General features: G+C 53.1%; 1 protein-coding gene (cut by a window edge). It reads left to right on the top strand.

Translation table 11 applies throughout. The features are described 5' to 3' along the window. Positions 1 to 24,808: the 3' portion of a non-ribosomal peptide synthase/polyketide synthase gene (locus ACEN8J_RS10215; RefSeq protein ID WP_495594463.1), read on the top strand. 17,378 nt of this gene lie to the left of the window's left edge; only the last 24,808 of its 42,186 coding nucleotides appear in the window; the start codon falls outside the window, past its left edge; the stop codon is at positions 24,806 to 24,808.

Raw genomic sequence — 24,808 nt, 5'->3', positions numbered from 1 at the left:
CCATCAGGCTCCCGCAGGTTATACGGCTTGGACACGCCCTGTAGAGGAAGGCACGCTGTATACGCTGGAAACGGTGGATTACCGTGAACAGGAAACTTATGCAGAAGCGCTGGAAGCGAAGGTAACGGAAATTCAAAGCAGAATGGACCTGTCCGCAGGACCTTTAGTCAAACTCGGATGGTTCCGCACAGCCGAGGGCGATCATTTGCTCATAGCTATTCACCATTTGGTGATAGACGGGGTGTCGTGGCGGATTCTGTTTGAGGATTTCTCTACTGGCTACGAGCAAGCGAGCAAAGGCGAGCCTGTACGATTGCCCTATAAAACGGATTCCTTCCAAGCATGGGCACGGGAGTTGTCGTCTTACGCCAACCGTCCTGAGGCTGCCTCGGATGAAGTTTATTGGAAGCAGCTGGAACAGGCCAAAGCGGAAGCCGCACCGCTGCCTAAGGATTTTACCTACGAGGGCTCCTTAAACGCAGACAGCGAAGTGCTGACGGTAGAGTGGACCGAAGCTGAAACGCAGCAACTGTTAAAGCAGGTCCATCGCGCCTACAACACCGAGGTCAATGATTTGCTGCTGACCGCGCTGGGACTGGCGGTGCACAATTGGACAGGCGCCGGACAGGTACTGGTGAATCTGGAGGGCCATGGCCGGGAAGCGATCCTGCAAGAGGTGGATATTACACGTACCGTAGGTTGGTTTACGAGCTTGTATCCAGTGCTGCTGGAGACCGGCAAGGAAATGACACTGGCTCAGCGGATTAAAGAAACGAAGGAAGGTCTGCGCCGGATTCCACATAAAGGGCTGACCTATGGAACTTGGCGCTACTTGTCTCCTGCGTCTGCATCGGATGAAGCGCATACGATTGCAGCAGAACCGGAAATCAGCTTTAACTATTTGGGTCAGGTCGATCAGGATCTACAAAACAGTGGAATCGCATTGTCACCCTATAGTGCAGGGGAGACAGAGGATGCACATTCACCGCTGCAATATACGCTGGATTTAAACGCGATGATCTCGGAAGGCACGCTGCGCTTGACGATTGCTTACAGCCGTAAGCAGTATCGTAAAGAAACGCTGGAACGTGTGGCAGGACTGCTTCAATCCGCTTTGCAAGAGGTGATTACGCATTGCGTCGCTCAGGAACAGCCGGAACTGACCCCGAGTGATGTATCCTTCAAAGGTCTGACGACTAGAGAACTGGAACAAATTGCGAAACAGGCGGCACATACCGGTGATTTGGAAAATGTATACGCACTGACGCCGATGCAAAAGGGGATGCTCTTTTATAATCTGATGGATTCGCAATCGGGAGCTTATTTTGAACAGGCCTCCTTTGATCTGCGAGGACATTTTAATATCGCTGCATTTGCGGCCAGTTTGGATGTTTTAATGCAGCGGCATACGGTACTGCGCACGAACTTCTACAGCGGCTGGCAGGATGAACCGCTTCAGGTTGTGTACCGCAATAAGCGCAGTGAACTGTATGTGGAAGATTTGCGGGATATGAAGGACGAGCAGCAAAACGAATACATGCTCGAATTTACGCGTAAAGACAAGCAAAGAGGCTTTGACCTAGCACAAGACGCCTTGATGCGTGTCGCTGTGTTGCGCACAGGTGAGGAGACGTACCGTTTTGTATGGAGTTTCCATCATATCGTGATGGATGGCTGGTGCTTGTCGCTGGTGACAAACGAAGTGTTTGCGAGCTATTTTGCGATCCTGGCCCATAAACAACCGGAACTGGCCCCTGTAACGCCGTACAGTCAATATATCGAATGGCTGGAGCAGCAGGATCGTCAGGCCGCATCAAGCTACTGGAGCAAGGTTCTGGAAGGATATGAGGAGCAGTCTCGTTTGCCACAGGCTAAAATTCAGGGCAAAACGGGGTATCAGTCGGAGCGTTTAGATTTTGATTTGGGCGCGGATCTCACAGTTGGTATTCAGCGCATAGCCAAGCGTTATCAGGTGACGATCAATACGTTGATGCAGACCGTTTGGGGTATTTTGCTGCAAAAATATAATGGCACCGATGATGTCGTGTTTGGCAGCGTGGTATCTGGACGTCCGGCAGACATTCCGAATGTGGAGCACATCATTGGTCTGTTTATCAATACGATTCCGGTGCGTATCCGCAGTCAAGTGGACAGTTTATTCTCCGATGTGATGAAGCAAACCCAGGAGCAATCGATTGCTTCCCATACCTATGATACGTATCCGTTGTATGAAATTCAGGGACTGTCGGAGCTTAAGCAGGATTTGATCAATCATATTCTTATTTTTGAGAACTATCCGGTCGAGGAACAAATCGAGCAATTAGGCAGCGGTGATGAGTCCAGCTTCACGATCACCGGAGCCGAGTCTGTCGAGCAGACCAACTATGACTTTAACCTGGTGGTACTGCCCGGGAACACCATTCACATGAGCTTTGGCTATAATGCCCTGGCCTTTGAACGGGAAAGTGTAGAGCAAGTCCGAGGCCATCTGGTGCAACTGCTGGAGCAGGTGACAGCGAATCCGGACATCCGTGTACATGAGCTGGATATGTTAAGCGAGCAGGAGCGCGAGCAAATTCTCAGCGCATGGGGAGATACGGCGACCGAGTATCCAAGCGAGCAAACGATTCATGGTTTGTTCGAGGTGCAAACCGCGCAGACACCGGAGCAGACAGCCTTGTTCTTTGAAGGAGAAGCGCTGACTTATTGCGAGTTGAATGAACGCGCCAATCGATTAGCTCGTACCTTGCGCAGTCAAGGCGTGACGAAAGATCGTTTGGTGGGTCTGATGACCGAGCGGTCGGTGGATATGATCGTGGGCATCTTCGGGATTTTAAAAGCCGGAGGCGCATATGTCCCCATCGATCCAACCTACCCGGAAGAGCGTATCCGCTATATGCTGGACGACTCGGGGGCGAAGCTACTGTTGACACAAAGTCATCTGGTGGACAAAGCAGTTATCGATGGCCAAGTGCTGGTGCTGGATGGAACGCAAACGGTGTATCACGAGGATGGTTCCAACCTGGAGCCGTGGTCCAGTCCAAATGATTTGGCGTATGTGATTTATACATCGGGTACAACAGGGCAGCCGAAGGGCGTTATGCTGGAGCATCACGGGCTGTGCAATCTGAAAACGTATTTTGATCAGACGCTTCGGATGAGCACATCGGATCATGCGTTGCTGTTCGCTAGCTATTCGTTTGATGCGGCTTGCTGGGAAATCTTCCAAGCGCTGTTCTGCGGAGCCACGTTATATGTGCCAACGACAGAGACGATTTTGAATTACGAGCGGTTTGAGCAATATATGGCGGATCACCACATCACGGTGGCCGCTTTGCCGCCGACCTATGCGGTGTATCTGGAGCCAGAGCGGATGCCACACCTGCGTATTCTGTTCACTGCGGGTTCAGCATCTTCCACCGAACTGGTATACAAGTGGAAGGATCAAGTGGCGTACTACAACGGCTACGGTCCAACTGAAAACTCAGTTGCAACGTCCATCTGGCCGGTGTCCGAGGATGCAAGGGCTGGACAACTCATTTCCATTGGACGTCCTGTGCCGAATCATCGGGTATACATGGTGGATGGGCATGGACATTTGGCTCCGGTAGGCGTAGCAGGTGAGCTGTGCGTGTCTGGTCCAGGTCTGGCGCGTGGATATCTGGATCGTCCAGAGCTGACGGCGGAGAAATTTGTAGCGAACCCGTTTGCGGTTGGTGAAGCAGGCTATGAACGAATGTACCGTACGGGTGACTTGGCGAGATGGATGCCAGACGGCAACATCGAATATTTGGGCCGGATTGACCATCAGGTGAAAATCCGGGGCTACCGGATCGAGCTGGGTGAGGTCGAGGCACAAATCTTGAAAGTGGAAGACGTGCAAGAGGTCATCGTACTGGCCCAAGCGGACGAACAGGGGCAAAACCAACTGGTGGCGTACTATGTCGCTGAAAGAGACGTAAGCGCTGGGGAGCTGCGTAGCTTACTGGGTGAGGATCTGCCCAACTATATGGTGCCTTCGTATTTCATCCAGCTGGAGCAGATGCCACTGACACCGAACGGTAAAATCGACCGCAAGGCACTGCCAGCACCGGAGGGCAGCTTGCAAAGCGGAGCGGATTATGTAGAGCCGCGCACAGCACTGGAGCAGACGTTAGTGTCCATTTGGCAGTCTGTATTAGGAGCAAAGAGAGTCGGCATTTTGGATAATTTCTTTGATCTGGGCGGCGATTCGATCAAAGCGATCCAGGTATCGTCCCGCTTGCTGCAAGCGGGCTACAAGCTGGAGATGAAGGATTTGTTCCAATATCCGTCCATTTCACTGCTGAGCAGTCATGTACACAAAGTTAGCCGCACAGCCGATCAGCGGGTGGTCTCGGGAGCAGTTAAATTGACCCCAATACAGCAATGGTTCTTTGGACAATCCTCAGCAGAGCCACATTATTTCAACCAATCGGTGATGCTGTATAGAGCACAAGGATTCGATGAAGCCGCATTGCATCAAACGGTGACCCAGGTGACGGAGCATCATGATGCGCTGCGTATGGTCTTCCGTCAGACCGAACAGGGCTATGAAGCGTGGAATCGTGGTTTGAACGAAGGTCAGCTGTACAGTCTGGACGTTGTTGATTTGACGGGTGTCGAAGACGCGGCAGATGTGACGGTGGCGATTGAAATGAAAGCCAATGCCATCCAAAGTTCTATTCGTCTAGATGAAGGACCGCTGGTGAAGCTGGGACTTTTCCGCTGCATGGATGGAGATCATTTACTGATTGCGATCCACCATTTGGTCGTAGACGGGATTTCATGGCGGATTGTGTTTGAGGATTTTGCCACGGGGTATGAGCAGGCCGTGCGGGGAGAAGCGATTCGCTTGCCATATAAAACGGACTCTTTCTCTGCTTGGGCAGAGCAGTTGTCTCAATATGCGAACAGTCCGGCGATCGACAACGAACGCGAATATTGGCAGCATCTTGCCCAAATGGAAGTTGCATCGTTGCCTAAGGATCAAGAGAGAGCGGAGGGACAACATTCTCTAATCAGAGACACTGCGACGGTGAGCGTGGCTTGGAGCGAACAGGAAACCCGGCTACTGCTGCTGGAATCGCATCGTGCGTACAACACCGAGGTCAATGATCTGCTGTTAACTGCACTCGGCACCGCGTTATATAACTGGAGCGGTCAGGAGCGCGTACTGGTCAATCTGGAGGGCCATGGCCGGGAAGCCATTGTTCCAGATATCGACATCACACGTACCGTGGGCTGGTTTACGAGCCAATATCCGGTGCTGCTTGATGTGGATGGGAAGGCAGAAGTAGGGCAGCGAATCAAGCGGGTGAAGGAAGACCTGCGCCATGTACCGCATAAGGGCATTGGCTACGGCATTTTGAAATATATGTCTCAGCATGATGTCCATCCTTCCTTGACCTTGCAGCCTGAAATTAGCTTTAACTATTTGGGACAGTTTGATCAGGACTTGGAAAATGGGGATATCAGGCTGTCTTCGCATCCAGGTGGAGAGCCGATGAGTGATCATACCGTTCTGGAGCAGCCGCTGAATGTGAACGGCATGATTACAGCAGGCGGGCTGACACTGGACATTCGCTATGACAGTAAGGTATATCAACAGCAAAATGTAGAGAACTTTGCGCAGTTGCTGCAGGAAAGCCTGCAGGAAGTGATCGCGCATTGTGCCTCCCAAGAGCGGAGCGAACTAACCCCAAGCGATGTCTTGTTCAAAGGCTTGTCGTTGGAACAACTGGAGCAATTGACGGAGCAAACGGCTTCTGTGGGCGAACTGGAAAATGTGTATGCTCTTTCGCCGATGCAGAAGGGGATGCTGTTCCATAGCTTGATGGAGCCAGACTCAGCTGCATACTTCCAGCAAGCATCGTTTGATCAAAAAGGCAGCTTTGATGTTGCTATTTTCCGTAAGAGCCTGGATCTGCTGACACAGCGTCATGAAGCACTGCGGACGAATTTCCATCGGTTTGAGACAGGGCACAGTCAGGAGCCATTGCAGATCGTGTTCCGTCACAAAGATAGCGACCTTTCCTTCCAGGATATACGCGAAATGCCGAAAGCGGAGCAACAGGCGTATATCCAGGCGTTTAAGCAGGAAGACCAAGCTAGAGGTTTTAATCTGGGTACGGATGCGCTCATGCGCGTACAGGTATTGCAAACCGATGAAGAAACGTATCACTTGGTCTGGAGCTTCCATCACATTGTCATGGATGGCTGGTGCTTATCGCTTGTTACAGGCGAAGTGTTTGGTACGTACTTTGCACTGCTGGAGCAGAAGCAGCCGGAGCTTGCTCCTGTTACATCATATGGTCAATATATTGAATGGCTGGAGCGTCAGGATGAACGTGCGGCAAAAGAGTATTGGAGCAGCTATTTGGCGGGCTTTGAACAGCAGACGTTGTTACCTGGATCGGATACCGCATCAAAAGACCACGTGGCGGACAGCAGGGATCATACGGTGTCCACTACAGCAAGTGAAACCAGCGAATATATTTCTGGAAAAATAACGGTAGATCTGGATTCAACGCGGAGCGAAGCCATGTATCGGATTGCAAAGCAGCAGCAGGTCACGATTAATACACTGATGCAGAGCGTGTGGGGCCTTATTTTGCAGAAATATAACAACAATGAGGATGTTGTATTCGGCAGTGTCGTATCTGGACGTCCGACGGATATTGCGGGTGTAGAGCATATGATCGGTCTGTTCATTAATACGATCCCGGTTCGGATTCAAAGTAAACGGAATGCCACGTTTGTGGACATCATGCGGAAAACGCAGGAGCAAGCGTTGGCTTCGGGGGTATATGACAGCTTCCCGCTATATGAAATTCAGGCGCTGACCGAGCAGAAGCAAAATCTGATTAACCACATTATGGTATTTGAGAACTATCCGGTTGAGGAGCAAGTCGAGCAGTTGGGTGAAGTTCGTCCATCCGCTTTTGAAATTACGAATGTAGAGGTTGTTGAGCAAACGAATTATGATCTGGACTTGATTGTGATGCCAGATGAGCTTTTCCGCATCATGTTTAGATACAACGCGAATGTATATGATCGGTCTACGATCGAGCGGATGCGGGGACATGTACTGCATGTCATCGAGCAAATTATCGATAATCCACATATCCGTGTGAATGAGCTGGAATTGGTGACACCAGAAGAACAGGCACAGATCATTCAGGTGTGGGGAGATACGGCGGCAGATTATCCGCAAGATCAGACGTTAAGTTCACTGTTCGAGCAGCAGGTAGCGAGCACACCGGAGCAAGTGGCAGTGTTGTGCGGATCGGAATCGTTGACCTACGCGGAGCTGAATGAGCGCGCGAACCGTTTGGCTCGGACGTTGCGTGCGGAAGGTGTTGAACCGGATCAGCCGGTAGGCATACTGGTTCAGCGCTCGCTAGAGATGATCGTAGGCATCTACGCGATCCTCAAGGCAGGCGGAGCCTACGTGCCAATTGATCCAGAATATCCGGCTGATCGTATCCGCTTTATGCTGGAGGACTCGGGCGCGAAGCTGGTGCTGACGCAATCGCATCTGGCGGAGCAAGCATCGCTGAGTTTCGACGGCCAGGTGCTGGTGCTGGATCGTCAGGAGCAGGCTGGCCAAGACATTTACCACGAAGACGGCTCGAATCTGGAGCCACTGGCCGGACCGCACCATGTCGCCTATGTCATTTATACCTCTGGCTCCACGGGAAAACCGAAGGGCGTGATGGTGGAGCACCATTCTGTGCTGAATCGGATTTTGTGGATGCATGATCGGTACGGCTTGAGTGCGGAAGATACGATCCTGCAAAAGACCGCCTTTACGTTCGACGTGTCGGTGTGGGAGCTGTTCTGGTGGTCGCTGGTCGGCTCGAAGGTGAGCTTGCTGTCGGTAGGCGGGGAAAAGAACCCGGAAGACATCGTGGACACGATTGCCCGCGATGGAGTGAGCACGATGCACTTTGTACCTGCCATGCTGCATGCGTTCCTAGAGTATGTGGAGCAGCAGCCACGGGAAGTGATGCAAGTGAAACTGGCAACGCTGCGTCATGTCTTTGCCAGTGGTGAAGCCTTGCCGCCACAGCATGTGGCTCGCTTCCAACGGCTCGTGTCGGGCCTGACCGGAGCGAAGCTGATCAACCTGTATGGACCAACCGAAGCGACGGTGGACGTATCGTACTTTGATTGCGAGCCGACGGAAGAATATGCAGTCATTCCGATCGGAAAACCGATTCAAAACATTCGCCTGTACATCGTGAAGGAAGGCACGGAGCAATTGCAGCCGATTGGGGTTGCAGGGGAGTTGTGCATCGGTGGTGTCGGTGTGGCACGTGGGTATCTGAACCGTCCGGAGCTGACGGCCGAGAAATTCGTAGCCGACCCGTTTGCCGGCGGGGAAGCAGGCTATGAACGGATGTACCGCACTGGCGATTTGGCAAGATGGATGCCGGACGGCAACATTGAATATCTGGGCCGGATCGACCATCAGGTGAAGATCCGCGGTTACCGGATTGAGCTGGGCGAGGTCGAAACGCAGCTGCTCCAAGTAGCGTCCGTGCGAGAAGCGGTTGTCATGGCGCGTGCAGACGAAACGGGACAAAAACACATGGTGGCGTACTATGTCGCCGGGCAAGAGCTAGGAGCCAGCGAGCTGAGAAGTGAGCTGGGCCGAGAGCTGCCAAGCTATATGGTGCCGTCCTACTTTGTACAACTGGAGCAAATGCCGCTGAGTCCCAATGGCAAAATTGACCGTAAGGCCCTGCCAGCACCGGAAGGCAGCCTGCAAAGCGGAGCCGATTATGTCGCACCGCGGACGTGGGTGGAAGTGAAGCTGGCGCAAATTTGGCAGGATGTGCTGGGCCTGGCGCAGGTCGGCGTGAAGGAAAACTTCTTTGAGATTGGTGGACACTCGCTGCGGGCGACGACACTGGCCTCGAAGATTCACAAGGAGTTGAACAAGCCGCTTCCCCTGCGCAGTATTTTTGAAGCACCCACGATTGAACAACTGGCAGCCGTTCTGGAAGGTCTGGATCAAGTGGTGTACGCGTCCATTCCGGTAACAGAAGAACGCAGCTTCTACCCGTTATCTTCAGCACAAAAACGACTGTATGTACTGCATCAGTTTGATCCAAGTGATGTGAACTACAACATGCCGTCAGTGCTGCAAGTGAGCGGTCCGCTGGATGTGAAACGAGTAGAAGACGTGTTCCGTCAACTAATTGATCGTCATGCAACCTTGCGTACCCGCTTTGAGCTGGTAGACAATGAGCCGATGCAATGGATTGAGGATACCGTGCCATTCGAGGTGGAATATACGAAGGTACAGGTAGAGAGTACGACTACGGCTACGTACACGAGGATTAGCGAGGAAGCACAAGAACGGGTACGGCAGTTTATCCGTCCGTTTGATCTAAAAGCTGCACCGCTGCTGCGGGTAGGCTTGGTGGATCTGGGTGTCCAAGGAGTAGAGCAAGAATCCCAGCATTTACTCATGCTCGACATGCACCATATCGTTTCGGATGGCGTGTCGATGGAGGTACTGACCGATGAGTTTGTCCGCTTGTATGGCGGTGAAGAACTGTCGCCATTGCGGATTCAGTACAAAGACTATGCCGTATGGCATCAAAGCGAAACCCATCAGGAGTGGATGCAGCGTCAGGAAGCGTACTGGCTGGGCACCTTCCGGGGCGGAGTGCCTGTACTGGATCTGTCAACCGACTTTGCCCGTCCGGCGGTGCAGAGTACGGCAGGGGATACGATCGAATTTGCATTGGAGCGTGAGGTTAGTGAACGCCTGAAAGAACTGGCTTCGCAAACAGGCGCTACCCTATACATGGTGCTGCTGGCGGCGTACACTACGCTCTTGCACAAATACACGGGCCAAGAGGACATTGTCGTCGGCACGCCGATTGCAGGACGACCGCATGCGGAGCTCAGTAATCTGGTGGGTGTCTTCATTAACACGCTGGCGATTCGCAATTATCCGTCCAGCGACAAAACGTTTCTGGATTATCTGCAAGAGGTGAAGGAGCATGCGCTCAGTGCTTATGAGCATCAGGACTATCCTTTTGAAGAACTGGTTGAACAGCTGAATTTGACGAGAGATACGAGCCGAAATGCGCTGTTTGACACGATGTTTGAGTTGAAAACCTTGGAGCAGCAGGCGTTGCAGTTGGAAGGTCTGACCCTGAATTCGTATCCGCTGGAAAATCATACGGCCAAGTTTGATCTGACTTTAGATGCAGTGGAGCAGCCAGAAGGCATTCTGTGCAGTCTGGAATATAGCACGGCGTTGTACAAGCCTGAGACCATGACGCGATTGGCACAGCATTTTGCGGAAATCGTTCGAGCTATTGCATACCATCCACAACAGCCCCTGGCAACTTTGAATATGGTAACCGTTGAGGAAAAGGAGCAACTCATCTACGGTTTTGGAGAAGTGGGAGTATCGGATGGTGCGGCAGTTGAAGCAGGAGCCCTGTTCCATACCTATGTGGAAGAACAGGCACAGCTTGTACCAGATCATGTGGCGGTGGTATACGAGGAGGAGCAGCTCACTTACCGGAAACTGAACGAGCGCGCGAACCAATTGGCGCGGAGATTGCGGAATGAAGGCGTTGGACGCGAGTCGATTGTCGGCATTTTGAGTGAACGCTCGGTAGACATGCTGGTCGGCGTACTGGCGGTGTGGAAGGCGGGAGGCGCCTATGTGCCGCTGGATGCAGACTATCCGTCTGAACGGATTCGTTTCATGCTGGAGGACAGTGGTGCGACGGTATTGTTGACCCAAATCGGCTTACAGGAGCAAGCACAGATATGGCTTGGGGAAAGCCGACAGGCCTTGGCCGGAGGGCAGACTGAGGGTGAGTTGGAAACAGCGGCTGGTGCTGAAACGATGGAAAGAGACAGCCTAAATGAAAACTTAGGCTCAAAATCAGATTCGAAGTCTGACAGCGAAGCAGCATCCGAACCGGCAACAGGGCTGCGTCTGCATACCGTATTGGCATTGGACGATGAGTCACTGTACACCGGAGATACGACAGACGTCGATCACATCAACGAACCGCACGATTTGGCGTATGTGATCTATACATCCGGGACAACCGGACGGCCGAAGGGCGTCATGATCGAGCATCGCAGCCTGGTGAATACGGCTACGGCGTATCGCCGGGATTATCGCCTGAACCAATTCCCAGTCCGACTGCTGCAACTGGCGAGCTTCTCTTTCGACGTATTCGTCGGGGATATCGCGCGGACGCTCTATAACGGCGGCACGATGGTCATTTGTCCGAAAGACGACCGGATTGATTTTAGCCGTCTGCACGGATGGATTCGCGATGTCCAGATTACCGTGTTCGAATCGACTCCGGCCCTGATCGTACCGTTTATGCAGCATGTGCATGAACAGGGGCTGGACATGAGCAGTCTGGAGCTGCTGATCACGAGCTCGGATAGTTGCAGCGTGACGGACTACCGAGTGCTGCAAGAGCGGTTTGGTGCGGATATCCGCATTATGAACAGCTACGGCGTCACCGAAGCGGCGATTGACTCCAGCTTCTACGACGAAGAGCTGTCGAAGCTGCCAAGCAGCGGCCATGTGCCGATTGGTCAGGCGTGGCTGAACGCACGCTTCTACATTGTGGACAGCCAGCTGAATCCGGTGCCGATCGGCGTACTGGGTGAGCTGTGCATTGGCGGAGCCGGGGTGGCACGAGGCTACCTGAATCGTGCAGACCTGACAGCCGAGAAATTCGTAGCGAATCCGTATGTACCAGGTGAACGGTTGTACCGTACAGGCGATTTGGCGCGATGGATGCCGGACGGCAATGTAGACTTTATCGGCCGGATGGATGATCAAGTCAAAATCCGGGGCTTCCGGATTGAACTGGGCGAGGTGGAAGCGCAGCTGCTGACCGTGGACGGCATTCAGAAAGCCATCGTCACCGCCTGGGAAAACGAAGACGGAGACAAGGATCTGTGTGCGTATGTCGTAGCCTCGGAGGCGCTGAATTTGCCGGATCTGCGCAGCACACTCCAGCCCAAACTGCCGGGCTATATGATCCCGACCTATGTCGTACAACTGGATCGTTTCCCGCTGACACCGAACGGAAAAATTGACCGCAAAGCGTTGCCTGCGCCAGAAGCGCGCCTCGAAGGAGGCACGGCGTACGTGGCACCGCGCACACCGCTGGAAGAGCAGTTGGTACGTATTTGGCAAAGCGTTCTGAATCATCCGCAGATCGGTATTAAGGACCATTTCTTTGAAGTCGGAGGACATTCTTTGCGCGCGACAACACTGATGGCGAAAATCCATCAGGAGCTGAATTACAAGCTGGCTCTGCGAGATATTTTCCAATATCCGACGATTGAACAATTGGTGCAGGTGATGGGTGAAGATCAGACCCAGCAAACGTATGTATCTATTCCTGTGGCGGAGGAGCGTGAATATTATCCTGTTTCCTCGGCGCAAAAACGGATGTACGTGCTGAGTCACCTGGAAGGTGGAGAGGTTAGCTACAACATGCCAGGAGCGTTGATTATCGAAGGTTCCTTGGATAAAATGCGACTGGAACAAGCCTTCCGCCAGCTGATTGCCCGTCATGAAGCCCTGCGAACCCGATTCGAGATGGTGGATGGTGAGGTGATTCAACGGATTGAATCGGGCGTCGCATTCAGCGTGGAGCATGTGCAGGCAAGCGAAGAAGAGACACCGCAGTACGCACAGGACTTTGTACGTGCATTTGATCTCGCACAAGCACCATTGCTGCGAGTTCAGCTGGTGGAAACCGGACCGGAGCGACACGTCATGCTCTATGACATGCACCATATTATTTCGGATGGCGTCACGGAAGGAATTATCGTGCAGGAGTTCTCTCAATTGTATGAAGGCAAGGAACTGCCGCCACTGCGCATCCAGTACAAGGACTATGCGGTTTGGCAGCATGCCGATATGCAAAGTGAGCGTCTTCGTGAGCAGGAAAGCTACTGGCTGAACACGATGGCTGGTGACATTCCGGTGCTGGATATGCCTACGGATTTTGCAAGACCAGCCGTACAGCGTCTGGAAGGAGCGCGATTGGAATTTGCGATCAGCCTGGAGGACAGCGAACAGTTGAAACAGCTGGCCGCGCAAACCGGCTCCACCTTGTACATGGTATTGCTGGCCGCGTATAGCACGCTTTTGCATAAATATTCGGGACAGGAAGACATTATCGTCGGCACGCCGATTGCCGGAAGACCACATGCGGAACTGGAGAGCTTGGTAGGCGTATTCCTCAACACGCTGGCAATCCGCAATTATCCGTCTGGTGACAAAACGTTCCTAGACTACTTGCAAGAGGTCAAAGAGCATGCGCTCAGTGCTTACGAACATCAGGAATATCCTTTTGAAGAGCTGGTTGAAAAGCTGAATTTAACGCGGGATACGAGCCGGAATGCGCTGTTTGACACGATGTTTGAGTTGAAAACATTTGAGCAGCAGGAGTTCGAGCTGGAAGGTCTGACCTTTAAAACGTATCCGACAGACAATCATACGGCCAAATTTGATCTGACCTTGGATGCCGTGGAGCAGCCGGAAGGCATTCTGTGCAGTCTGGAATACAGCACGGCGCTGTACAAGCCTGAGACCATCGCGCGATTGGCACAGCATTTTACCGAACTTGTACGTGCGATTACTCTTCATCCGCAGCAGCCACTGGCAGCTTTGGATATGGTAACTGTCGAGGAGAAGGCACAAATCATCTACGGTTTTGGAGATGTGGGGGTATCGGATGTTGCTGCTGTTGAAGTAGGAGCCTTGTTCCATACCTATGTGGAAGAACAAGCGCAGCTTATACCAGATCATGTGGCGGTGGTGTACGAGGAACAACAATTGACGTACCGCACACTGAACGAGCGTGCGAACCAATTAGCCCGTAGACTGCGAAATGAAGGCATTGGACGCGAGTCGATTGTTGGCATTTTGAGTGAACGTTCGGTCGACATGCTGGTTGGCGTACTGGCGGTGTGGAAGGCTGGAGGCGCCTATGTGCCGCTGGATGCAGATTATCCGTCCGAACGTATTCGTTTCATGCTGGAGGACAGTGGTGCGACGGTACTGTTGACCCAAATCGGCTTGCAGGAGCGTGCACAGGCATGGCTCGAGGAAAGCCAACCTACATCCGAACCCGCAACAGGGCTGCGTCTGCACACCGTACTGGCACTGGACGATGAGTCGCTGTACACCGGAGATACCACAGACGTCAATCACATCAACGAACCGCAGGATCTGGCGTATGTGATCTACACCTCAGGGACAACGGGACGTCCGAAGGGCGTCATGATTGAGCATCGCAGCTTGGTGAATACGGCTGCGGCCTATCGCCGGGATTACCGTCTGAACCAGTTCCCGGTACGACTGCTGCAACTGGCGAGCTTCTCCTTCGACGTGTTCGTCGGTGATATCGCCCGGACGCTTTATAACGGCGGCACAATGGTTATCTGTCCGAAAGACGACCGCATTGATCCGAGCCGTCTGTATGGCTGGATTCGCGACTATCAGATTACCGTGTTCGAATCGACTCCAGCCCTGATCGTACCGTTTATGCAGCATGTATATGAGCAGGGACTGGACATGAGCAGTCTGGAATTGCTGATTACCAGCTCGGATAGCTGCAGCGTGACGGATTATCGGGTGTTGCAAGAACGATTTGGCGCAGATATTCGCATTATGAACAGCTATGGTGTTACGGAAGCGGCGATCGACTCCAGCTTCTACGACGAAGAACTGTCGAAGCTGCCAAGCAGCGGTAATGTGCCGATTGGACAGGCATGGCTGAACGCACGCTTCTACATCGTGGACAGCCAGCTGAATCCGGTGCCGATCGGCGTACTGGGTGAGCTGTGCATTGGCGGAGCTGGGGTAGCACGAGGCTACCTGAACCGTGCGGACCTGACGGCCGAGAAATTCGTAGCCAATCCGTTCGTGCCAGGTGAACGATTATACCGCACAGGTGACTTGGCGCGATGGATGCCGGACGGCAATGTGGACTTTATCGGCCGGATGGACTATCAAGTGAAAATCCGGGGCTATCGGATCGAGCTGGGCGAGATCGAAACGGCGATCCAGCGGGTGCCGGGTGTACGTCAAGCGGTAGTCATCGACCGGACGGATGAGCGTGGACACAAGTACTTGTGCGGATACATCACAGGAGAAGCTGAGCTGCGGATCGAGGAGGTACAGGCCGAACTGGAAGCCGGACTGCCAACGCACATGGTGCCTGCACGTTTGATGCAACTGGAGACGATCCCGCTGACCAGCAACGGTAAAATCGACCGTAAGGCCTTGCCGGAACCGGAAGGAAGCATCCATACGGGTGCAGCCTATGTGGCACCGCGTACCACGGTGGAGCAAGTACTGGCTGCGGTATGGGCCGGGGTGCTCGGCGTGGAAGCGGTAGGCACGCAGGATAACTTCTTTGAGCTGGGTGGCGATTCGATCAAAGCCTTACAAGTATCCTCCCGATTGCTGCAAGCAGGTTATCGACTGGAGATGAAAGACCTGTTCAGTCATCCAACCGTGTCTGCCTTGGCACTGAAAGTCCAATCGGTGACCCGATTGGCGGATCAGAGCGAAGTGGTGAGCGCTGTGAAACTGACACCGGTGCAACACTGGTTCTTTGAGCAGAACCTGACGGATGCTCATCATCATAACCAGTCCATCATGCTGCATAGCAAGGACGGTTTTGATGAACCGGCCCTGCGCACGGCGATGGATCAAATCGTTAGCCATCACGACGCACTGCGGATCGTTTTCCGTCCTACGGAGCACGGATATGAAGCCTGGAACCGCGCAATTGGGGAGGGCGAGCTGTATACGCTGGAACGTATAGACCTCAGCCATGAGACTGAGGTGTCAGCGGCGATCGAGGCTAAAGTGAATGAAATTCAAGCGGGTATTCAGTTAAGCGAAGGACCGCTGGTGAAACTGGGGCTGTTCCATTGCCCAGATGGTGATCATTTGCTGATGGCGATTCATCACTTGGTGGTGGATACCGTATCTTGGCGAATTTTGTTCGAGGATATTACAACCGCCTACGAGCAGGCATTGAACGGACAAACGGCTCGTCTTCCGCACAAAACGGATTCGTTCCGCACCTGGGCGGATGGACAGTCTCAATATGCGAACAGTCCGGCCATGGCAGCAGAACTCGCATTCTGGCAGGAAATGGAACAGGGCGTATATCAGCCGCTTCCAAAAGACGAATCCCATTCTCATTCCTTGAATAGGGACAGCGAGAACATGACAGTTACGTGGACAGCTCAGGAAACGGAGCAGTTGTTAAAACAGGCGCATCGTGCCTACAACACGGAGATGAATGATTTGCTGCTTACCGCCTTAGGACTGACTATTCATCGCTGGGCGGGCTTGGAACGAGTGCTCGTGAGCCTGGAAGGCCATGGACGGGAGTCCATTTTGCCAGAACTGGATATTACGCGGACGGTGGGCTGGTTTACGACCCAATTCCCGGTGGTGCTGGATATGAGCGTGGGGCAAGACCTTTCACAGCGCATCAAACAGGTGAAAGAAGGACTCCGCCGCATTCCGCAAAAGGGCATTGGCTACGGGATGTTGAGATACCTGTCCGCAGCCCGTGAGCAAGAGCGTTTTGTGACCGAACCTGAAATCAGCTTTAACTATCTGGGACAATTTGATCAAGATATGCAAAGTCAGTCCATTGGCGTATCTCCTTACGCTAGCGGTGCAGAGCTTAGCGCCCATGCAGCCAGATCGCACACGCTGGATATGAACGGACTGATTTCGGAAGGCGAACTGCAATTGACAATCAGCTACAGCAAGCAGGAATATCGTCATGAAACGATGGAGCAGTTAGCTGAAGAGTTCAAAATCAGTTTGCAGGAAATCATTGCGCATTGTGTAGGCCGCAAACAGCAAGAACTGACGCCAAGCGATGTCATGCTTAAACATGTAACCATGGCCGAGCTGGATCAGTTGGTAGAGCGGACTCGTGACATCGGGGAACTGGAAAATGTATATGCGTTGACGCCGATGCAAAAAGGCATGCTGTTCCATAGTCTGATGGATGCAGCGTCAGGAGCTTATTTTGAACAAACGACCTTTGATTTGCACGGACGCTTCCAAGCGGATATTTTCCAAGATAGCTTGAATCATTTGGCGCAGCGGCATGAGATCTTTAGAGCTAATTTCATCAGCGGTTGGCAGGATGAGCCTGTGCAGGTGATTTTCCGCCGCAAGGAGGTTGGTTTCAGATGTGAAGATTTGCGTCATCTGAATGAGCAGGAACGTGACGCGTATGTGCAGGAATTTATTCGCAAGGACAAGGCAGCCGGATTCGATTTGTCCCGGGATGCGTTGATGCGCGTGGCGATTTTACGAACAGGTGATGAGGATTATTATTTTGTGTGGAGCTCTCATCACATCTTGATGGATGGCTGGTGTGTGGCGTTAGTCACGGATGAGGTGTTTGAGGCTTATTTTGCAGCCGTGGAGCATAGACAGCCGAAGCTTGCCCCCGTGACTCCATACAGTCAGTATATTGAGTGGCTTGAAGCACAGGATGAAGAAGCAGCAGCTTCCTACTGGAAGGATTATTTGCTCGGCTATGATCAGCAAACTTCGATTCCGACCGGAAAAGTAGGCGTGAAAGCGGACGATGCCCAATTTGAGCATATCCTGTGTGATCTGGGCAAGGATTTGACTGGACGTATGGAAATGGTGGCCAAGCAGCACCACGTGACCCCGAATACATTGCTGCAAACAGCTTGGGGCTTGCTGCTCCAAAAGTACAACGGTAGTGATGACGCTGTTTTTGGTGGTGTAGTGTCGGGTCGTCCAGCGGATATTTCGGGGATCGAAAACATGGTGGGCTTGTTCATTAACACCATTCCAATACGTATCCGCAGTGGGGCTGAGGACACCTTTGCCGACCTGATCAGAACGAATCAGAAACAGGCGCTGACTTCTCAAGATTATGAAACGTATCCGCTGTATGAAATTCAAGCCTTGACCGAGCAAAAGCAAGACCTGATCAACCACATTATCGTGTTTGAAAACTATCCGGTGGAGGAGCAGGTCGAGCAACTTGGCGAAGGGGCAGCGTCGGACTTTGAAATTCGCAATGCCGGCATGATTGAACAAACCAACTATGATTTCAATCTGGTTGTCATGCCGCAGGAAGCGATGAAAATCCGATTTGAATACAATGCGAAGTTATATGATCGTGAAGCCGTGAAGCGGACTCAGGGCCATCTGATACAGCTATTGGAGCAGGTGGTAGCGAAGCCGGACACTCGGGTGCAGGAGCTGGATATGGTAAGTACGCAGGAGCGCGAGCAAATTCTCCGCGTATGGGGCAATACAGCCGCCGAGTATCCGAGCGAGCAAACGATCCATGGCCTGTTCGAGACACAAACGGCACACACACCGGAACAGCCAGCATTGTTCTTTGAAGGAGAACAGCTGACCTATCGCGAGCTGAATGAACGTGCGAATCGTCTGGCGCGCACCTTGCGTAGTCAAGGTGTGACGAAGGATCGTTTGGTGGGACTGATGACCGAGCGTTCGGTAGACTTGATCGTGGGGATCTTAGGCATTTTGAAAGCTGGGGGCGCATATGTCCCCATCGATCCGACGTATCCGGAGGAGCGTATCCGCTACATGCTGGACGACTCGGGAGTAGAGCTGTTGTTAACGCAAAGCCATCTGGTGGACAAAGTAGCTTTTGATGGTCAGGTACTGGTGCTGAATGGAGCACAAAGTGTGTATCACGAGGATGGTTCCAACCTGGAGCCGTTGTCCGGTCCGAACGATCTAACGTATGTCATTTATACGTCAGGTACGACGGGGCAGCCGAAGGGTGTCATGGTAGAGCATCGTAATGTCGTACGTTTGGTGAAAAATACAAACTACGCGCAGTTGGATGCTGACACGCGCATTTTGCAGACAGGGGCTATTGTTTTCGACGCATCCACCTTCGAAATTTGGGGCGCTCTATTAAACGGTGGACAGCTGGTGCTAGTGAGTCAGGATATCATTTTGGACGTGCTCAAGCTTAAGGAAGCAGTGCGCAGTCACGGTATTACCACGATGTTTCTGACCACACCGCTCTTTAACCAGTTGTCTCAGCAGGATTTGGCGCTGTTCGAGGGGATACGGGAACTGCTGGTCGGCGGTGATGTGATGTCCGTACCACATATGAACCGGGTGCTGGAGGCCCATCCGTCCCTTCGAATCAGTAACATCTATGGCCCGACTGAAAATACGACTTTTTCCACAGTGCATGCGATCACCGGTGTGCAATCGGAATCGGTGCCAATTGGTAGACCGATCCATAATTCAACAGCGTACGTCGTGGACCGTTCGATGCGGCTTCAACCCGTCGGGGTATGGGGTGAACTGCTGGTAGGCGGTGACGGGGTGGCACGTGGATACCGCAACCGTCCGGACCTGACATCCGAAAAGTTCATTGATAGCCCGTTCCGCAGCGGAGAACGCTGCTATCGCACAGGTGACACGGTACGCTTAAATGTGGACGGTACGCTTGAATATAAGGGGCGGATCGATGCGCAGGTGAAAATTCGGGGCTACCGGATCGAACTGGGCGAGGTAGAAACGCAGCTGTTGAAGCTGGAGGCAGTGCGAGAAGCTGTGGTCATCGCACGGGAAGATGAGCAAGGGCAGAAGCAGCTCTGCGCTTATGTGGTCGCCGATGAGGAAGTTGTCGCAAGTGAGCTACGCAGCGATTTGAGCCAGAAGCTGCCGGGTTACATGATCCCTTCCTATCTGGTACAGCTGGAACAAATGCCGCTGACACCGAACGGTAAAATCGACCGCAAGGCTCTACCAGCACCAGAAGACAGCCTGCAAAGCGTAGCCGACTATGTCGCACCGCGGACGTGGGTGGAAGTGAAGTTGGCGCAAATCTGGCAGGATGTGCTGGGCCTGGCGCAGGTCGGCGTGAAGGAAAACTTCTTCGAGATTGGTGGACATTCACTGCGGGCGACGACGCTCGCCTCGAGGATTCACAAGGAGCTGAACAAGCCGCTTCCATTGCGCAGTATTTTTGAAGCACCAACGATTGAGCAATTGGCAGTCGTACTGGAATATCTGGATCAAGTAACATATGCGTCCATTCCAGTAACGGAAGAACGCAACTTCTACCCGTTATCGTCGGCGCAAAAACGACTGTATGTGCTGCATCAGTTCGACCCGTATGATGTGAACTACAACATGCCGTCGGTGCTGCAAGTGAGCGGACCCCTGGATGTGAAGCGGGTAGAAAACGCGTTCCATCAATTAATCGCCCGTCATGCGACCTTGCGTACCCGCTTTGCACTAGTGGACAGTGAGCCAATGCAATGGATTGAGGACACTGTGCCGTTTGAATTGGAATATACAAAGGTACAGGCAGAAGCTGCGACTATGGGTACAGACCAGGACACAACCACGGATGCGGACACGATGGTCAGCCAGGAAGTACAAGAACGGGTGCGGCAGTTTGTACGACCGTTCGATCTGCAAGCTGCTCCGCTGCTGCGAGTAGGCTTGGTAGATTTGGGCGTACAAGGAACCGAGCAGGAACCGCAGCATTTACTCATGCTCGATATGCACCACATCGTTTCGGATGGCGTGTCCATGGGTGTACTGACCGATGAATTTGTCCGCTTGTACGACGGTGAAGAGCTATTACCATTGCGGATACAATACAAGGATTATGCGGTATGGCAGCAAAGCGAAGCCCATCAAGAGTGGATGCAACGTCAGGAAGCGTACTGGCTGGGCACCTTCCAGGGTGAGCTGCCAGTGCTGGATGTACCTACGGACTTTGCCCGTCCGGCGGTGCGAAGTACGGCAGGCGATACGGTGGTGTTCGGATTGGAACGTGAAGTCAGCGAACGGCTGAAAGAACTGGCGGCGTACACAGGCTCCACGCTGTATATGGTGCTGCTGGCAGCGTACACTGCACTCCTACACCAATACAGCGGGCAAGAAGATATCGTAGTCGGCACACCAATTGCCGGACGACCGCATGCCGATCTGGAGCCGATGATTGGGATGTTCGTCGGAACGCTGGCATTGCGGAACTATCCGACGTCAGAGCAAAGCTTCCGAAGCTATGTGGAGGATGTGAAGACGCGTGCCCTGCAAGCTTACGAGCACCAGGACTATCCGTTTGAGGAGCTAGTGGAAAAGCTGAACGTGAAGCGGGATATGAGCCGCCATCCGCTGTTCGATACGATGTTTACGCTGCAAACGACTGAGGAAGGCGAACTGCAACTGGCAAACCTGAGCTTCCGTCCATACGGCCTGGAACAAACGCCAGTCAAGTTTGATTTGATGATGGAAGCTAGAGAGGAAGAGGCAGGCATCCAGTTTGGATTGCAGTATGCAACTGCGTTGTACGAGCGCGAAACGGTAGAACGGATGACGCGTCACTTTGTTCGCTTGGTCGAAGCCGTGGCGGCGAATCCGGATGCGAAGCTGGGAGAGCTGGAGTTGATTACGGCGGAAGAAACCGAGCAGATTCTGAAGGTGTTCAATGATCCGAATGCACATAGCGTGCGTTGTGCTGAACACAGACAGGTGCAAGGCCATTCGCTCAGCGAACGCTTTGAAGAGCAAGCTGAGCGCAACCCTGAGCGGATAGCCGTTGTGTCTGGGGCCACCGCGCTGACCTACACTGAGCTAAATGAGCGTGCGAACCAATTGGCTCGTGTGTTACGAGCGGAAGGGGTCGAAGCAGATCAACCGGTGGGCGTATTGCTGGAACGTTCTGCGGATATTCTGGTGAGCATTCTGGGGGTACTGAAGGCCGGAGGCGCGTATGTGCCGATGGATACGATGTATCCACAGGAGCGCATCGACTACATGCTCCAAAACAGTGGGGCCAAGGTCGTGATTACAAGTAGAGTTGCCAACCTGTCGCTCAGCTTGCCATCCACAGTTCGAGCTGTAGTCTTGGATGACGAGGACGCTCAAGCTCAACTGGGAGCACAGGATGCGAGCAACCTGATCCCTATCGCCGGCCCGCATAACCTGGCCTATATGATTTATACGTCAGGCACCACCGGTCAGCCGAAAGGGGTCATGATTGAGCAGAGCAGTGTTAGCAATCTGGTAGATGCTTTATGGAAACGAGTATACAGTCGTTACGAACAGCCGCTTCATGTCGCATGGCTGTCAGCATTTGTATTTGACGCTTCGGTGAAGCAAATCTTTGCCAGCTTGCTGTTAGGCCACACCCTGCATGTGGTGTCCCGTGACGTCAGCCTGAGCGGAGAGCATTTGATCGCCTACTACCGCACGCACCGGATTGATCTGTCGGACGGCACACCTGCGCATCTGCATATTTTGAACGAAAGCGTCAGTGTGACGGAAGCACCGGAAGTGAAGCATTACCTGATCGGTGGCGAAGCATTATCCGTGCAGCTGGTACATGTGTTCCTACACAAATGGGCCGGGTATCGTCCGGTGATTACGAACGTGTACGGTCCGACCGAAACGACGGTAGATGCGACCGCTTATACGATTGAAGATATGGAGTCCCTGAACGCACTGCTGGAAAAAGGGGAGCATACGGTATCTATCGGAACGCCGATCGCGAACCAGTCGGTGTACATCCTGAACAGCCAGCAACAGCTGGTACCGATCGGTATCGCAGGTGAACTCTATATCGGGGGTGCAGGTGTCGGACGAGGATACCTGAATCTGCCAGAGCTGACGGCAGAGAAGTTTGTCCTGAATCCGTTCGCTGTTGCGGCAGCAACCGATCCAGCGGACAGCACTTACGCACACCGAATGTACCGAACGGGCGACCTGGCCCGGTGGTTGCCAGACGGCAGCATTGAGTATTTGGGCCGGATTGACCACCAAGTGAAAATCCGGGGGTACCGGATCGAGCTGGGCGAAGTGGAAGCGCAGCTGCTGACCGTGGATGGCATTCAGAAAGCCGTGGTCACAGCATGGGAAAACGAAGACGGACACAAGGACCTGTGTGCCTACATCATAGCTTCAGCGTCCCTGAGTTTGCCGGAGCTGCGCAATGCGCTGCAGCCGAAGCTGCCGGATTACATGATCCCGACGTATGTGGTACAACTGGATCGTTTCCCGCTGACACCGAACGGGAAAATCGACCGCAAGGCGCTGCCGGCGCCGGAAGCACGCCTCGAAGGAGGCCTGGAGTACGTTGCACCGCGGACGCCGCTGGAAGCCAAGCTAGCCCAAATCTGGCAGGATGTTTTGAAGCTGTCCAGCGTAGGAGTCACCGACTCATTCTTTGACGTGGGTGGGCACTCCCTGCGGGCAACGACGCTGGTGGCCAAAATCCATCAGGAACTGGACAGCCGGATTACGCTGCGTGAGGTGTTCCAACACTTTACGATTGAGCAGCAAGCCCAGCTCATCGCAACGCACGGCACAGACACCTATACGGTGATTCCTGCGGCGGCGCAACAGGCGTACTACCCGGTTTCCTCGGCTCAAAAAAGACTGTACATTTTGAGCCATCTGGAAGGTGGGGATCTCAGCTACAATATGCCGGGTGTATTAACCGTGGAGGGGCCGCTTCAGGCCGATCGGCTGGAGGATGCGTTCCGTCAGTTAATAGCCCGCCATGAAACGCTGCGGACTTCTTTTGAAATGGTGGAAGGCGAGGTCGTTCAGCGGGTGTACGATCAAGTGGAGTTTGCAGTAGAGCACCTGCAGGCCAGGGAGTCCGAAGCCGATGCCTATATCGAGTCCTTTGTGCGCAGCTTTGACCTTCGTCAGGCACCACTGCTGCGTGTCCGTCTTCTTCAAACCGGACCAGAGCGCCATCTCCTGATGTACGATATGCACCATATTATTTCAGACGGTGTATCGTCGAACAATATCGTGCAGGAGCTGGTACAACTGTACGAAGGGCAGGAATTGGAGCCGCTGCAAATTCAGTACAAGGACTACGCCGTGTGGCAGCAGCAGGAGATGCAGCGTGAATCATACCAACGCCGGGAACACTTCTGGCTGGAGCATTTAGCCGGAGAATTGCCGGTACTGGATTTGCCAATTGCTTATCCTAGACCTGCTGTTCGCAGCTTCGAGGGTGCGATGTATGAATTTACAGTGGACGCGAATGTATCCGAGCAACTGCACCGAATTGCGGCACAGACCGGAAGTACACTGTACATGGTACTGTTGAGCGCCTACACCGTTCTGCTGTCCAAATACAGCGGTCAGGACGATTTGATCATCGGTACGCCGGTAGCAGGCCGCTTGTTGCCTGAGCTGGAGCCACTGATCGGAATGTTCGTCAATACGCTAGCCATCCGGCATCAGCCGAAGGGCAACCAAACGTTCCACAGCTACTTGCAGGAAGCCAGAGATCGTACACTGCAAGCCTTCGAGCATCAGGATTATCCACTGGAAGAGTTGGTGGAAAAGCTGGATGTAACACGGGATGCAAGCCGTAACCCGTTATTCGACACCATGTTTGTACTGGAAAACACAGAGTCGCCGGAAGCGAAGCTTGAAACACTGTCCTTCAGCCCGTATGTTCGGGAGCATCGTATTTCCAAATTCGATTTGACTTTGTCTATGAGTGATGAAGATGGGGAGATGAAGGGTTCCTTTGAATATTGCACGAAGCTATTTGGGGCTGACGCTATTGAGAGATTAACCAGAGATTTGATAGCGATCCTGTCCCAGATTGGAATCGATCCAGATTTGCTGTTAAGCGATATTCAGGTGAACTCGGACGAGCAGCCGGAAGGCTTCTCACCGGATTCCATCGACTTTGTTTTCTAA

The organism is Paenibacillus sp. Paensp38 (assembly GCF_059491915.1).
The sequence above is the reverse complement of the archived record's forward strand: the minus strand, read 5'-3'. Positions and strand labels throughout refer to the sequence as shown.